Here is a 15587-nt window from a genome sequence, read left to right as displayed (position 1 = left end):
GTGTCAAAAAGAGAGGGAATGAAATCCATGGAAAATCCAGCCGTTCTGTTACGCCGCCTGAATCCTTACTGTGCCCGTGCGATGGAAGGGGCGGCCTCGCTCTGCCAGACCCGTGCGCATGCGGAAATCCTGCCTGAGCACTGGCTGCTGAAGCTGCTTGAGCAGGGTGAAGGTGACCTGACGGTGCTCGCCCGTCGCTACGAGTGGGATATGGATGCGCTGTGGCAGGATTTGCTCGGCTGGCTGGATAATCAACCGCGCTCGGTGCGCCACCGCCCACAACTCTCGGAAAACATTCAGATGCTGATGCAGGAAGCCTGGCTGCTGGCCTCTCTCAATGGTGAGGAGCACATTCGCGGCATTCATCTGCTGATGGCCCTGACCGGTAAACCGAAACTGCTGCGTTGTGACGGTCTGTGGCCGATGCTGACGCTGGGCCAGAGTCAGCTGGAGCGCTTGCGTCCACTGCTGGATGCGCAGTCGGACGAACGTCCGGAAGTGCAGCAGGAAGCGGAACTGGCCCACACGGGGGGCGATGTGGAAATGGTCGGCCGTCCGGTCGGTGCCAGTGATAACACAACCATAAAGGACGGTGAACTGTCACCGGCCCTGCAGAACGCGCTGGATAAGTTCACTCTCGACGTCACCGCCAAAGCGAAAGACGGCAAAATCGACCCGGTGTTTGGTCGCGACACCGAAATCCGCCAGATGGTGGATATTCTTTCGCGCCGTCGCAAAAATAACCCGATTCTGGTCGGCGAGCCTGGCGTGGGGAAAACGGCGCTCGTGGAAGGGCTGGCGCTGCGTATCTCCGAAGGTAACGTGCCGGAAAGCCTGAAAACAGTCGTTCTGCGTACCCTGGACCTCGGTCTGCTGCAGGCAGGCGCTGGCGTAAAGGGCGAGTTCGAACAGCGCCTGAAAAACGTGATTGATGCCGTGCAGCAGTCACCTGTGCCGATTTTGCTGTTTATCGACGAAGCGCACACCATTATCGGGGCGGGCAACCAGGCGGGCGGCGCAGATGCGGCCAACCTGCTGAAACCTGCTCTTGCACGTGGTGAACTGCGTACCATTGCCGCCACCACCTGGTCTGAATACAAGCAGTACTTCGAGCGTGATGCTGCGCTGGAGCGTCGCTTCCAGATGGTGAAGGTGGACGAGCCGGACGATGATACCGCCTGCCTGATGCTGCGCGGCCTGAAATCCCGCTACGCCGAACACCACGGCGTGCACATCACCGATGATGCAGTCCGTGCCGCGGTCACGCTGTCCCGCCGCTACTTGACGGGCCGCCAGTTGCCGGACAAAGCCGTTGATCTGCTCGACACCGCCAGCGCACGCGTGCGCATGAGCCTTGACACCGTGCCGGAAGCGCTGACGCAGTACCGCGCTCAGCTCACCGCGCTGGACATTGAGAAGCAGGCGCTGCTGGAAGACATCGCGCTGGGCAACAACCAGCACGGCGAACGTCTGGCGGCGATTGAACAGCAGCGGAACGACCTGATTGTCGAACTCGATATTCTGGAGAGTCAGTATGGTCGCGAGCTGAGCCTGACGGAACAGCTGCTCGAAGTGCGCCAGGACATCAGCCGTCAGACTGATATCAATCAGCTGCAAAATCAGCTTTCTGTACTGCAGGGCAATACGCCGCTGCTGTCACTGGATGTGGACACCCGCACCGTGGCAAACGTGATTGCCGACTGGACCGGGGTGCCGCTCTCCTCACTGATGAAAGATGAACAGACCGAACTGCTGGTGCTGGAAAATGAAATCGGCAAACGCGTGGTCGGCCAGGATGTGGCGCTGAATGCCATCGCCCAGCGCCTGCGTGCGGCCAAAACCGGCCTGACGTCTGAGAACGGTCCGCAGGGCGTGTTCCTGCTGGTCGGCCCGAGCGGTGTCGGTAAAACGGAGAGCGCGCTGGCGCTGGCGGATGTGCTGTACGGCGGCGAAAAATCCCTGATTACCATCAACCTGTCTGAATATCAGGAGCCGCACACCGTTTCGCAGCTCAAAGGTTCCCCTCCGGGCTATGTCGGTTACGGACAGGGCGGCATTCTGACCGAGGCGGTACGAAAACGTCCGTACAGCGTGGTGCTGCTTGATGAGGTGGAAAAAGCGCACCGCGACGTGATAAACCTGTTCTATCAGGTTTTCGACCGCGGCTTTATGCGCGACGGCGAAGGGCGTGAAATCGACTTCCGTAATACCGTTATTCTGATGACCTCTAACCTCGGCAGCGACCACCTCATGCAACTGCTGGATGAACAGCCGGATGCCAGTGAAAGCGACCTGCATGAACTGCTGCGCCCAATCCTGCGCGATCACTTCCAGCCCGCGCTGCTCGCCCGCTTCCAGACGGTGATTTATCGTCCGCTGAATGAGCCCGCTATGCGCACCATTGTGGAAATGAAGCTCAATCAGGTCAGCAAGCGCTTACAACATCATTACGGCCTGATCACCCATATCGGCGATAGCCTGTACTACACGCTTACTGCCGCCTGCCTGTTGCCGGATACCGGGGCACGTAATGTTGACAGCCTGCTCAACCAGCAAATCCTGCCGGTGCTGAGCCAGCAACTGCTCACACATATGGCTGCGAAGCAAAAACCGCACAGTCTGACACTTGGCTGGGATGAAGAAGAGGGCATCGTGCTGGAGTTTGATGCCGAGCAGAATACCCAACAGGAGGTGAACGATGACTGAACGCTTAAGCAGCCTGGCGCAGAAGGCGATTGATGAAGCCCTGGGTCTGTCACGCTACCGGGTGGATGTGCATGAGTGTCCGCATTTCCTGGACGTGCTGCGCTTTCGGGCCAGCGAATCACTCAGCCAGCCGTGGCGTTACGAGGTCACCGTTACCTGTGCGGCAAGTATTGCCAGCACTGAAGTCATGTTGAAACCGGCATCCTTCACCTTCCAGACACCTTTGTTTGATGGTACGCCAGCGGTGCCGGTACGCACAGTATACGGCGTGGTGGATATATTCCGTCGGATCTCGATGTCAGGGGATGAAATCACCTATGCCCTGCGCATCGTGCCGCGTATAGCCCTGATGCAGCACACTCATCGCAGCGAAGTGTATCTGAATCAGTCGGTGCCGGAAGTGGTGGAGCAAATTCTCCGCTCCCACGGTCTCGAAGGGGCGGACTTTGAGTTTCGCCTGTCGCAGCATTATCCGGTCCGTGAACTGATCACCCAGTGGCGCGAGACGGATCTCGAATTTATCCAGCGCCTGCTGGCGGAAGTGGGCATTTTCTGGCGTTTTGAGATGGACAGCCGCATTGAACAGGATGTGGTGATTTTCCAGGACAGCCAGATGCAGTATCAGTTTGGCGTAAAACTCCCGGTGATCCCGCCCTCACGCACCAGTGATAACGGTCAGGAGAGTGTCTGGGATATCAGCCCGGAAGACCATGTGGTCACCGGCAGCGTTTCGACCCGCGATTACAACTACCGTGAAGCGCTGACGCCGCAGGACAGTTCGGCGACCGTCCGTCAGGAAGGCGGGGCCACCACCGGCGAGACCTACCACTACGCAGAGCCGTTTTTGAGTGAGGGCGATGCTGACACCCCGGAAGGCGGTGCCTGGTTTGCCCGTCTCCGTCATGAGCGCGCACTCAATGCGCAACAGATTGTCACCGGGCGTTCCAGTAGTCCGGTTCTGGCCCCCGGCGAAGTGCTGGAAGCCCAGGGCAATGTCCCTGAATCGCTGAAAGATGGCATTGTCATCACCGGTGTTCATACCTCCGGGGCACGCGATAAAGGTTTTCAGCTGCGCTTCACGGGGATCCCTTACAGCGAAACCGTCTGCTATCGCCCGGCACTGTTGAAGCGTCCGGTTGTCGCCGGTACGTTACCTGCCCGGGTGGAAAGCGACGAGAAGGGCGACACTTATGCGTATCTGGACAACCAGGGCCGTTACCGGGTTCGTCTTGATTTTGACCGCAGTGAGACGGAGCAGGGATACGCCTACCTGTGGCTGCGAATGGCCAAACCCTATGCCGGAGACACCTACGGCTTTCACTCACCGCTGCTCGACGGGACTGAAGTCTCCGTGATGTTTGACAGCGGTGATCCGGACAGGCCCTACATCGCCCACGCCCAGCATGATTCTGAACACCCGGATCACGTCACCCGCGACAATTACACGCGAAACGTCTGGCGCACGGCGGGGGATAACAAACTTCGCCTGGAAGATAAGCGTCAGGAAGAGCATTTCAAGCTCGCCACCCCGTTTGGTAAGACCCAATTAAATGGTGGTCACGTCGTGGACAACCAGCGTGAGCAGCGCGGGACCGGTTTTGAGCTGCGTACCGATGAATTCGGGGCGCTGCGTGCAGGACGGGGAATGTTCCTGACCGCAGATGCACAGCCGGCAGCGCAGGGAAAAGTGCTGGACATGGCACCGGCTATTGAACGCCTGAACCAGTCAGCAGCAGAAATGAAGCGGCTCAATCTTCTCGCGCAGCAGGCTCAGGCGCTCACCTGTGACCTGGAAAGCCAGAACAGCCTGCTGGAAAACCGTCTGAGAGACCTCCAGTCAGCTGCACTGTTGGGGAGTGCGCCGCAGGGCGTTGCTTTCACATCGGGTGAGCACCTTCAGATGACCAGTAAACAGAACACTATCCTGAGTGCGGGTCAGCATCTCAATATGGGGGCGATGAAGAACATTACGCTGTCCGCCAGCGAGTCTGTCGGGCTTTTTGCCCATCAGTCCGGGGCAAAGCTGATTGCCAGTCAGGGAGATGTTGAGGTTCGTGCAGAGGCGAGCTCCATGGAGATGACCTCAGAGCTGCTGTTTACCATTAGCAGTAACAAGGATGAGCTGCTCATCAGTGCCCCTAAACTACGACTCAACGGCGGCGGCTCCAGTATCACACTTGACAACGGCGGCATTGTGGAAGAAACCCTGGGGGATTACCTGGTGAAATCTGCGCATTACCGCTCGCCGATGGCCGGGGGCAGCATGGACATTACTCCGCCTCAGTTCAGCCAGACAAACGCCAGCGTGACGCCTCCCAAAACACGTAATATCCCTTCACGTTAAGGATGACCGGAATGAAAATCTGTTTTCCTGCCCGAAAAGCGAATGGCGAGCAGTACGCCACAGTGGATGAAATGATGCAGCCGCTCTGTCAGGAGCCACACGGCTCCTGGCTGGCCGGAACAAATAACATGTGGCACGGCGGGATCCACATCACCCGTAAGAGCGCCCCGGGTTCCGTGCTGACAAGCGAGACGGCAGACACGGCGGTGCCGCTTCAGTTTATGGCGGGCGGCGAAGTGGTGGCCTGGCGTATTGATCAGGACTATCTGACCGGTAAATACATCAATAACCCGCTGCAGTATTCCAGTACGTTTGTGCTGGTCAAATCCACCTGTACCCCCGAGCCCGAAAAGAAGGATAACAGCCTTGATTTTTACTCGCTGTATATCGGGCTTGCTCCGCTGTCTGCTTTTCCGGAGCACAAGCTGTATCAGGTTACTGAGAGGGGTGATGGGCTGAGTCAGCGTGAATATACCGGCCAGGAAAAAGACGGAGATAAGGCACCGGTTGCGAAGGATAAACTGAAAGCGGGTAACTGCGTCATTGTGCTGCGTGAGATCTCTTTCGATCTGAAGGGGCAGACGCAGACGTTCGGGCTTGCCCGGATGCTGAACAGCAAATCCGAAATGACCGGCGGGGCGTTCTGGATGTCGCTCGATTCGCAATTTGTGACCCCCGTGGGTGAGCAGAGGGCACACCTGCCGGCCTGGATGCAGCAGGCGGTTACGCAGGGCACATTTGATACCGTCGTTAAACCGGCAACCAAAATGGAGGTTGCAGCAGGTGATGCCGTGGGGTACCTGGCGGAAGACATTGCCCCCTGCGACTTACACGGTGTGGAAAAAAGTGCTTTTGTGCATATTGAAGTACTCAGCACCGACAGCCGGATGATCGATTTTCTGAGCAATAAGGCACAGGTGAAGAGCGGTCCGAAATACGTTTATATCCACCCGGAAAGCTTCATTTATAGCCGTTCCGGCGATAACTTCACCCAAACCAGGGGGAAGGTGAAGAAAGATATTCACAAAATTATGCCGCAGGACAAATGCCATCCGTTCAAAGACAGCAACGGTAAGCGCTGGTTTGATATCGGGGACGGTGCATGGGTCAGTGATGCTGATGCGGACGCAGATATCGGCCAGTACGACCTGGATAAACAGGGCTTTAAAGCATTTGAAGAGCCGTCCACATCCGATATGACGAAATCCCTGCATGAAGGCTGGGTCAAAGATGGGTTCACCAGAATGGCGGAGTGGGTACGCCCTGAGCGCGGTATCCGGGAAAAGCAGGTGTCTGATTACTACAAAGCCCTGCTGCAGAAAATGGACAGCGATAACAGTGGCGACCTTTCCGGTGAAGAGCTGCGTCATGCGGTTAATTACGCGGAGCTGGATGTCAGGGATATTGCAGCAAGAATGGTGGTCAGACACGACAGTGAGTGGTTCGGTGGCAGTAGCCATCACCGCTGGAGAACATTTTTAAAGCAGATGGATCCGCTGTGTGTCAGCTATGTCAGACAGTGGTTTGACGACATGGAATGGATGAGCAAGGTGGAGGGATTCAGCAGTGGGGAACCTGTCTGGCATATGCATCCTATAGTGTTTTTAAATGCGATTGCTGAAAAATATGGCGATACTATTGATTTCAATACAACTTTAGGTATTTATCGGATATCAAAAAAATCAGCCGAATTCATTTTATCTTGGGAAGCATATGCTCCCAAACCCTATGTACCTGGTGGGGATCAGTCAAGTGGAGTGACTGTCGGATATGGTTATGATTTAGGGCAGCAGACAACATCATCAGCTCGCGAATTATTAAGTGTTTATTACTCAAATGCGCAAGTTGAAAGGTTGCTGACAGCAATCGGGAAGAAAGGTGATAATGCCAGAGCAATCGTTCATGGGTTGGCAGATATAATAATAAGTAAAGATAAAGCTTTAGATATGGCAATGGTTCTAAAGCAAAGGTATTGTCAGAAAGTTGTGGATGCTTATCCACAGGCCATTAATCTTCCACCTGATAGTGCGGGAGCAATGCTATCGCTAATTTATAATCGCGGGCCATCATTAGCACTCCCTAAACCAAATGATCCAATAGATAGCCGACGAGAAATGAGAGAGATTAGAGATGATTTCGCTCAAGGAAATGAAGTTAAAATACCAAGTCGTCTACGAAGTATGAAACGCTTATGGTCAAATCAGCGAGGTCTGATAAGACGACGTGAAGGCGAAGCCCAGATGATCGAGAACGAGTTAGGTAAAGGTGATTAAAATGAAAGGTGTTATAATTAAAGTCATAGCCTTAAGTATGCTTTTAGTATCATCATTGGTTTATGCTTGTGGTGATAATCCCAATGCAATGGTTCAGGGCCCATTCAAAGATAGCGCATTTAATAATGGGGTCATTTGTTTTCAAAACTCTCCAGATAAAAGAGATGTTGATTTTTATCAAAGTTATTCATCCGTTAACGGGAATGTTAACAACATAATTGATACATTTAGTTATTCTGATGCTCCCGTTGAGGTTTCCTCCGTATTCTTTACGACAATTGCTGGCAAGCGGAATGTGGTTGTTCTTCTGCGCTGGAATGTTAATTATTTCACTGATGGTGTCCAGTATTCATATCACTATGAAGTAAAAGCATATAATTTTAATAAAGACTCAGGTTATGAGTTATTCTTGGATTCAGATAGGGACCCAAATTTATCAGGCTTTCAAACAAAAGACGATGAAAAGGTATCTAACTATAAATTAGATAATGCGAGAAAGATAAAAAAATATTTACACAGTAAATATGGTGATTGATGTCACTATGCTAAGTGTCGGCTCGAATTGGGTGCTAATGATTAATTGATAAGGTGAATGTTTATGAAGAATAAGTATATTTCTTTAGCGCTCGCTGTGCTTATATCATCTCCAATTGCAAAGGCTGATTCTGCAAGTGAGCCAATTAATTACCAGAAAATAAAAGAAGCATATTCCAAGGCAGATGCTGAGCTAAACTCTGTATATAAACAGCAAATTCAGGAGTATAAGAAGGAGGGGGCGGAATTTTATGGGCAGAGTGAATCGCGTGATATATACCTTAAAAAATCCCAATTGGCATGGATAAAAATGCGTGACGCTAGTTGTGATTATGAAACTTATGAATCCAAAGCAGGGACTGCATTCTCTAGTATATATGAAAAATGCTTGTTGGATAAAACAAATGAGCGGATTGAATATCTCAAGAAATACAACTGAATTGTGTTGGGTCCGCATTTTCGTTTTGGGTAAGCAAAGAATTAAATGTATCTGCCAAAAACTTAAGTGTTTATGATGTGACATTTAAAGTAAATGGTGGGTATAACGGATATGATGATCGTCGGATTAGGTTTAACAAGGTTGCAGAACTGCTGAATATTAACAAGGACTAAGATATGTTTTCTAAGATACTTTTCAGCTTTTTATTTGCATTCTGCTCATTGCCTTCATATGGACAGGGGGAGGTGGTTCAGGGGCCGTTCAAAATTGACGGCGAAAAATCAATCTACTTTCAGAGAGAGCCAAACTCTGATTTCCCCCTTGGTTTGTACTACGATTCCGGAGCAAAAAAAACGCAAGTTGATAAATATGAAGTGGATGGGGATACCCCAAATATTGATACTGTGTTTTTTATGAAGATTCATAATGTAAAAAACGTTATTGTTTTAATCTCCTGGCACCAATTGCATCAAGCTGAGTCCATCAATGGGAATACTTATCAAGTCCATGCTTATAAATACAGTAATGACTCGTTATTTATAAATGACATGATCACAAAAGACCCTGCGCTAAACGGTATGGATGGTGAGTTTAATGGTGATGAGGTGCATTTTAACTATAAAAACGCAGCATCTATTAAACAATACATTAAAAATGAATATAACTAATTTGATTTGATAGGTTCGGTTATAATCCCATTTATTTAAAATTAGAAGATGATAAATTAAATTGTTACTTTGGAAGTAATGCCCGTGAATAATGAATTAAAGTCATTTCCTGGAGATGAATATGCAAGGAATAATCCGTCTCGGTGACAAAACCACACACGGTGGAGCTGTGTTGTCCTGCTCAACAACCATGTTCTTCGGTGATATCGGCGTGGCCCGTAAAGGTGATCGTGTTTCCTGCCCTGAGCATGGTGACACCACTATCGTCGAAGGTCACCCAAATTATCGCGATCGGGGTGTCCCTGTGGCGTTCCACGGCCACAAGTGTGGCTGCGGCTGCACGCTTATCAGCTCACTGCCCAATGCTCTGGTGGGGTAAACGTGCCGGTTGAACTTGAGCGCATTCCCGCGCAGGAGAAACTACCTCCTCGACCACGTTTTAAACGCTGGCTGCTCCTGGGCATTGTGATGCTGCTGGCAGGGACAGCGGCCACCTTCCTTTTATGGAAAGGCGAGCGTGCTGGTGCTGCTTTCTGGGGGCTGGCAACTGGACTACCTGTCGTGTTATGGGGCCTTTTGGTTGTCGGGCGCTATTTTGGCTACACACTCCTCCATGGGCGTTGTGAAAGAAAAAACGCCATAACCGCCGCCCGATACCGGGCAGACGTTGCGCGCGGACAGCGCTTTGCCTGGCTTATCGGTGAAGGCCTGATTAACGGGCTGGGGTCTGCCAGTCTGATGACGCATGAGGCTGTGTTAGCCAAAAAGCCCCTGATGATGCCCTGCGAACCCGTTAATGGTGGCAACCCGGTTCGTCACCGGGCGCTGGCCGCTACCGGAGAGATGGCTGACCGGGAAGCGCATTATTTTCAGGAGGTAATCGCCCATGTCCGGAATCTGGTGGCGTTGCTCCCTCCGACGCTGACCTGCTATCTGGCAGTGGATACCGGTGAACAGTTTTCGACACTGCCGTCGCTCCTGCAAAAAAGCGTTACTCATCCACTGGTGCGCATTCGCGACCTGACGGGGCTGGAAATCCTCGACTACTGGCTGGACTGCCATTATGACCGTGCTGCTGCGTTACTGGTGGTCAGCGCTCAGCTTTACGAACACCCGCCAGAGGACAGTGGCGAGGCTATTTCCGTGTTACTGCTGACCAACTGCCGTCTGAAGGATATCCCGGATGTGTCAGTCAAAGTTCACCGGCCGCAGATATGTCGCGATGGCAATCTGAATCTGGCATTTGAGCGCGTCATGATGTGGTCAGGACTGGAAAAAACTGCACTGAAGCAGGCCTGGACCAGCGGCGGCCAGATGGCCTCCGGCGATATCTTCAGCAAGGCCCGGGAGGCCCATGCCCCGGGGCTTAAAGCCGATAAAATTACCCATATTGATACGGTTGTCGGGTTTGCGGGCGTTGCCGCTCCCTGGCAGGCGTTACAGCTGGCAGCCCGTCAGTGTTTGAGCGGTAGCGAAGCCCAGCTAATTGTCACCGAACTTTCAGAAGACAACCGACAACTCTGTATTGTCACCCCGGAATAACTCTCAAGGGATTGCTCTCCTCTATCTATGAAAATCGCATCCACTTTTCTGCTTACGCTGCTCCTGGGCGCATTATCTGTCTGCCTCACTGGCGGCGCACTCTTGTTATGGCCGGAGTGGGTTAAGGACACCTTCAATATCGGGCCATTCAGTACGACCGGCATAGTGATTATCAGCCTGCTGCAGATGCTGGCAGCATTGATTATCGGCTGGGTGCTTGAAACCGTATTCACCAGGAATGGTGAGAAACAGGGAAAGCTGGATGTGGTAGCCTCCGGACAGCAGGCTACGGCATCCCAGCCTGAAGCAAAACATACCGACGCGGACACCTCCCGGTTTGTGGCAGAGACTCTGGTCGATCACCTGCGTCTGCGCTACCGTCGCCGCTGGAAAGCCAGAGTGCGTCTGCTGCTGGTACAGGGTACCGACAGCGATATAGAAAAGGTGGTACCGGGTCTTAAGCGCGATCACTGGCAGGAGAGTGACGGTGTGGTGCTTATTCACGGCGGTCTGGCGGAAAGCGTGCCGGATGACGAGTTCCTGTTCGTCCTGAAAGCGGTGCGAACACAGCGTCCGCTGGATGGCGTGGTGCAGGTGATGAATGCGGCTGCACTGCCCGATACGGCGAAGCAGGACACGCTGGTGCGTGTACGTCAGAAAACCGATACTCAGCTGGGCTGGCAACTGCCTGTCTGGCTGTGGCTTGTCCGGGAAGGCACCTGGGCCCATGACGGGGATGGTGTGCCCCCAACCGGCGCGTTATTTGGTCCAGGTGCGACAACGGAAGAGGTCCGTTCGACATTGACCTCACTCTCGTCAGACCTGCAAACCCCAGGCGTGTCGGCGCTGCTGGAGAACTCTCAGCACCACTGGCTGTTGAGCCTGTCAAAAGCCCTGCGCGGCTCGTTGCGACGCTCTCTGGTCCCGCTGCTGGCCACGCTGATGTCGGGGCCGGCCCCTTACCGTCTGCGTGGGGTGATGTTCAGTCCGGCATTGCCGGTAACCGAAACAGTACCGCATGCGCGCCTTTCACCGCAGGTCTGGCAGGAACTTGAGAATGACAGTCTGCAGGTGCATGCCCGTAAAATCGGTTTCCACTGGCAAAAGGTGCTGCGCCTGGTGCTGCTCGGTCTGGTACTGCTCTGGGGGGCGGGTACGCTACTGTCCCTGTCCGTCAACCGCACCCAAATCTGGCTGGCCCAGGATACGTCCCGGGTTGCCGCTGACACTAAACAGTCTCTGCCGGAGCGCCTGCGTAACCAGTTAGAACTACAGCAGACCATTGCCCGCCTGCAGAACCGCGAAGTGCATGGTGCGCCGTGGTACACCCGCTTTGGCCTGAACCAGGACAGCGACACGCTGAAGATGCTCTGGCCACTGTACGCCCGTAACAACCAGACGCTGATGCGTGATGCACTGGCCGAAGAGCTTCACCGCCAGCTCAATGCCTTTGTGCAGTTGCCGCCGGCAAGCGATGCGCGTACGTCTGCGACCCAAAAAACCTATAACCTGCTGAAAGGTTATCTGATGCTGGCGCGCCCGGACAAAGCAGATGCGAACTGGCTGGCCGGTAGTATGCTGAAGGCCTGGCCGCACCGCAGCGGGGTGCCGGACAGCGTGTGGCAGACCCAGGCCCCGAAGCTGCTCGGCTTCTGGGCGCAGAACTTACCGGCACACCCTGAGTGGAAAATTACCCCCGACCGCGAACTTGTGGGTACGGTACGCCAGATTTTGCTCAAACAAATTGGTCAGCGTAATGCCGAATCCGGTCTGTATCAGGAGATGCTCGGGCGCATTGCGCGCAACTGGCCGGATTTAACCCTGGCGGATATGACCGGCGATACGGATGCGTCAACCCTGTTCTCTTCTGAAGAAGTGGTGCCGGGGATGTTCACCCGCCAGGCGTGGGAAGAGCAGGTTGAGGACGCGATTGATGAAGTCGTGAAGACCCGCCGTGATGAAATTGACTGGGTGCTCACTGATAAAACCCATCAGCCGGGCAGTGATGTCTCACCGGAGGCGCTGAAACAGCGCCTGACCGGGCGTTACTTCACCGATTTTGGCAACGCCTGGCTCAACATGGCCAACAGCATTCAGTGGCACGAAGCGTCATCGCTTTCGGAAGCGATTGCGCAGCTGAACCTGCTGGCAGATGTGCGTCAGTCCCCTCTGGTGGCACTGATGAATACGCTTGCCTGGCAGGGACAGACCGGGGCGAAAGGAGAGGCGCTTGCAGACTCTCTGGTGGACTCGGCGAAAAAACTGGTGGGGCGTCAGAAGAGTGCAAAACAGTTTATTGAACAGGCGCAGGGGCCGAAAGGCCCGCTGGACGGCGTCTTTGGTCCGCTCACGGGCCTGATGGCCGGCAAGGACGGGACCGGCTCAAACGGTAACCTCAGCTTCCAGTCCTGGCTTGCCCGCGTGACTCAGGTACGTCTCAAGCTTCAGCAGGTGACCAGTGCCCCTGATCCGCAGGCGATGGCGCAGATGCTGGCCCAGACCGTCTTCCAGGGCAAAGCCATTGACCTGACCGACACCCGTGATTATGGCTCTCTGGTGGCGGCAAGCCTCGGGCAGGAGTGGAACGGCTTCGGGCAGGCGCTGTTTGTGCAGCCACTCGATCTGGCCTGGCGTCAGGTGTTGGCGCCAGCTGCAGGTAGCCTTAACGCCCGCTGGCAGAGCACCATTGTGTCACAGTGGAACACCGCCTTCGCCGGACGCTATCCGTTTAAGGCCACCGGCAGCGATGCTTCACTGCCACTGCTGGCCCAGTTCCTGCGCAGCGACTCCGGGCGTATCGCGGCATTTATCAAAACCAACCTCGGCGGCATGCTGCATCAGGAAGGCAGCCACTGGGTGGTGGATCCGGCTGCCAGCCAGGGAATGAGCATCAACCCGGCGTTCCTTACTGCCATCAATAAGCTTGCTGATATCTCCGATATTGTTTTTGCCCAGGGCGATGCCGGGGTTCACTTTGAACTGATGGCCCGACCGTCGCGCGATGTGGCCCGCACCCAGCTGACGCTGGATGGTCAGAAACTGGATTACTTCAACCAGATGGAAAGCTGGCAGAGTTTCACCTGGCCGGGTAATACGTATTACCCCGGTGTGGACCTGAGCTGGCGTTCAGTGAACACCGAAATGCGCCTGTATGAAAGCAACCAGGGGAACTGGGGCTTCATCCGCCTGCTGGATAAGGCGCTGCTCACTCCGCTCGACAGCAGCCGCACCCAGCTGGTGTGGATCACCCCGGACGGTAATCCGCTGAAATTTATCCTGCGCAGCGAGCTCGGTGACGGGCCGCTGGCGCTGCTCAAACTGCAGGGCTTCAGCCTGCCGCAGACTATTTTTTCCGTGGGCGCGACTGACGGCTCACTCACCCTTGCCGGAGACGAATAAATGGCGACTGCAGAAACGCTCCTGACCCTGTGTCTTCCGGATGCGTGCCAGCGTGCCGCACTGCTCGCTAAGAGCCGGGAATGCCTCTCTCTGTGGTCGCCGTGGCTGACACCACTCCCGACCGGTCATGGAGCCGGGGATGACCCGACCTATGAGGATGATTTCCAACTGATGCGCGAGGAGATCAACAAGCTTTCCGGCACTGATATCGACGTACTCAGCCGCCTGGCGGAAAGCATTCTGACCCGACATGCCCGCGATATCCGGGTGGCGACCTGGTATGCCTTTGCCCGCCTGCAGCGTGACGGCGATACCGGGCTGACGGAGGGCGTTCTGCTGCTGACGGCCATGCTGGAGCAGGCGGGGCAGCACAGCCACCCACAGCGCAGCACCGCCCGTTTAGCGGCACTCGACTGGCTGAACAGTGAGAAAGTGCTGGATGCGTTAGCACGCTGGCCGGATGCGACGCGGGAAGAGACCGCCAGAACGGCGGCGGCCCTGTGCCTGCTGGAAACAGCACTGGAACAGTTGCCGGAGACGGAACGTCCGATGTTTACCGGTCTGCTGCGCACGCTGGAAACCCGCCTGGCCGGTAACGGCGGGCTGGATACACCGGTGGCAACATCCGGCCAGGATCATGCAGGTGACAGCAACCACAGCACACCGACGTCAGGCGCAGCTGTACCGGAAACCGCAGCCGTCAAATCGGAAGTGGAGCTGGTCCGTCAGCTGCGCGTCCTGTCCGGCTGGGTGGTGGAGCAGCCGCAGGGCTGGCTGGCGGCTCACCGGATGATGAAGGCCGCCCGCTGGGATCTGGTGACGCAGTTACCGGCGCTCGATGCGAGCGGCCTGACTCGTCTACTGCCCCCGAAACCGGACTACCGTGCGCAGCTGAAACGCCTGTACCTGCAGCAGAGCTGGACCGAACTGATTGAACAGGTGGATGTGATGTTCACCGAAGGCGGCAACCGCTTCTGGCTCGATTTGCAGTGGTATCTGTGGCAGGGGCTGAGCCGCGCAGGGAACCCCTGGGAGCAATGGGCCGACTATATTCTGAGCGACCTGAAGCTGATGCTCAAACGTCTTCCCGGCCTGGAGACACTTGCCTGGAACGACGGCTCGCCGCTTGCCGATGAGGTGACGCTGAACTGGATAGCCGAAAAGGTCAACGATGACATGCCGGGATTCAGTGACGAGCCGGCAGTGGCCACCGCCGCTCAGGCAGATGACATTCTGGCACTGGAAGCGGAGGCGATGGAGAAGGGCGACAGTGAGGGGCCGGAGGCGGCACTTAGCTGGCTGCAGAATCGCCCGGACATGGCCTCACCCCGCAGCCGCTGGCTGCTCCGTCTGCTGATGGCAAAGGTGGCAGAGCAGTACGGACGTAATGAACTCGCCCTCCATTTGCTGGGTGAACTGACCGACAGCGCCCCGCAGCTGACCCTCAGCGAGTGGGAGCCTGGACTGCTGTTCGATGTACAGGCCCGCCGTCTTCGTCTGCTGCGCATGAAAGCCGGTCGCTGTGAAAGCGACAGAGCCCGTTTCGCCCCTGAAATGGACAGCCTGCTGGCCGGGTTGATTGCCCTCGATCCGGCGCGTGCGATGGTGTTGTGCGGTTAATCGTTCCCTGATATTGCTGGTCATCACCTCTGATGACGCTTTCTGTTTTTTTTTGATATTTT

General features: G+C 55.0%; 10 protein-coding genes. All 10 read left to right on the top strand.

Features of this window, described 5'->3' with window-relative positions; all coding sequences use genetic code 11:
• The first annotated feature begins 27 nt into the window (after positions 1-27).
• Complete coding sequence (gene tssH, locus P349_RS12080; RefSeq protein ID WP_032651522.1) at positions 28-2706, top strand: type VI secretion system ATPase TssH; 2679 nt, start codon at positions 28-30, stop codon at positions 2704-2706.
• Positions 2699-5050 (top strand): type VI secretion system Vgr family protein, encoded by a 2352-nt coding sequence (locus P349_RS12085; RefSeq protein ID WP_032651256.1) that lies wholly within the window; start codon positions 2699-2701, stop codon positions 5048-5050. The genes tssH and P349_RS12085 overlap by 8 nt, the downstream gene beginning before the upstream one ends.
• A gap of 11 nt (positions 5051-5061) precedes the next feature.
• Positions 5062-7323 (top strand): pesticin C-terminus-like muramidase, encoded by a 2262-nt coding sequence (locus P349_RS12090; RefSeq protein WP_032651258.1) that lies wholly within the window; start codon positions 5062-5064, stop codon positions 7321-7323.
• Position 7324: 1 nt separating this feature from the next.
• Positions 7325-7858 carry a hypothetical protein gene (locus P349_RS12095; protein WP_032651260.1) on the top strand — a complete coding sequence of 178 codons (534 nt, stop codon included), beginning with the start codon at positions 7325-7327 and terminating at the stop codon, positions 7856-7858.
• Between the two features lie 63 nt (positions 7859-7921).
• Positions 7922-8296 (top strand): lysozyme inhibitor LprI family protein, encoded by a 375-nt coding sequence (locus tag P349_RS12100; RefSeq protein ID WP_032651263.1) that lies wholly within the window; start codon positions 7922-7924, stop codon positions 8294-8296.
• A 176-nt stretch (positions 8297-8472) separates the two neighbouring features.
• Positions 8473-8964 carry a hypothetical protein gene (locus tag P349_RS12105; protein WP_032651265.1) on the top strand — a complete coding sequence of 164 codons (492 nt, stop codon included), beginning with the start codon at positions 8473-8475 and terminating at the stop codon, positions 8962-8964.
• Positions 8965-9085: 121 nt separating this feature from the next.
• On the top strand, positions 9086-9343 hold the full coding sequence (locus P349_RS12110) for a PAAR domain-containing protein (RefSeq protein ID WP_032651267.1): 258 nt from the start codon (positions 9086-9088) through the stop codon (positions 9341-9343).
• Positions 9344-9345: 2 nt separating this feature from the next.
• Positions 9346-10506, top strand: coding sequence for a hypothetical protein (locus tag P349_RS12115; RefSeq protein WP_032651269.1), 1161 nt, complete (start codon positions 9346-9348; stop codon positions 10504-10506).
• A 27-nt stretch (positions 10507-10533) separates the two neighbouring features.
• A complete protein-coding gene (locus P349_RS12120) occupies positions 10534-13905 on the top strand; it encodes an ImcF-related family protein (RefSeq protein WP_032651271.1) in 3372 nt (1123 codons plus the stop codon).
• Entirely contained in the window at positions 13906-15525 is a 1620-nt protein-coding gene (gene tssA, locus P349_RS12125; protein ID WP_032651273.1) for a type VI secretion system protein TssA, read from the top strand.
• The last annotated feature ends 62 nt before the right edge of the window (positions 15526-15587 follow it).

It is taken from the genome of Enterobacter sp. DC4 (assembly GCF_000568095.1).
GTDB lineage: Bacteria > Pseudomonadota > Gammaproteobacteria > Enterobacterales > Enterobacteriaceae > Enterobacter > Enterobacter pseudoroggenkampii.
The sequence above is the reverse complement of the archived record's forward strand: the minus strand, read 5'-3'. Positions and strand labels throughout refer to the sequence as shown.

What these genes read in the sequence shown, in the direction of transcription:
- tssH (WP_032651522.1), top strand. Translation starts at nt 28, where the DNA reads ATGGAAAATCCAGCCGTTCTGTTACGCCGCCTGAATCCTTACTGTGCC.
- P349_RS12085 (WP_032651256.1), top strand. Translation starts at nt 2,699, where the DNA reads ATGACTGAACGCTTAAGCAGCCTGGCGCAGAAGGCGATTGATGAAGCC.
- P349_RS12090 (WP_032651258.1), top strand. Translation starts at nt 5,062, where the DNA reads ATGAAAATCTGTTTTCCTGCCCGAAAAGCGAATGGCGAGCAGTACGCC.
- P349_RS12095 (WP_032651260.1), top strand. Translation starts at nt 7,325, where the DNA reads ATGAAAGGTGTTATAATTAAAGTCATAGCCTTAAGTATGCTTTTAGTA.
- P349_RS12100 (WP_032651263.1), top strand. Translation starts at nt 7,922, where the DNA reads ATGAAGAATAAGTATATTTCTTTAGCGCTCGCTGTGCTTATATCATCT.
- P349_RS12105 (WP_032651265.1), top strand. Translation starts at nt 8,473, where the DNA reads ATGTTTTCTAAGATACTTTTCAGCTTTTTATTTGCATTCTGCTCATTG.
- P349_RS12110 (WP_032651267.1), top strand. Translation starts at nt 9,086, where the DNA reads ATGCAAGGAATAATCCGTCTCGGTGACAAAACCACACACGGTGGAGCT.
- P349_RS12120 (WP_032651271.1), top strand. Translation starts at nt 10,534, where the DNA reads ATGAAAATCGCATCCACTTTTCTGCTTACGCTGCTCCTGGGCGCATTA.
- tssA (WP_032651273.1), top strand. Translation starts at nt 13,906, where the DNA reads ATGGCGACTGCAGAAACGCTCCTGACCCTGTGTCTTCCGGATGCGTGC.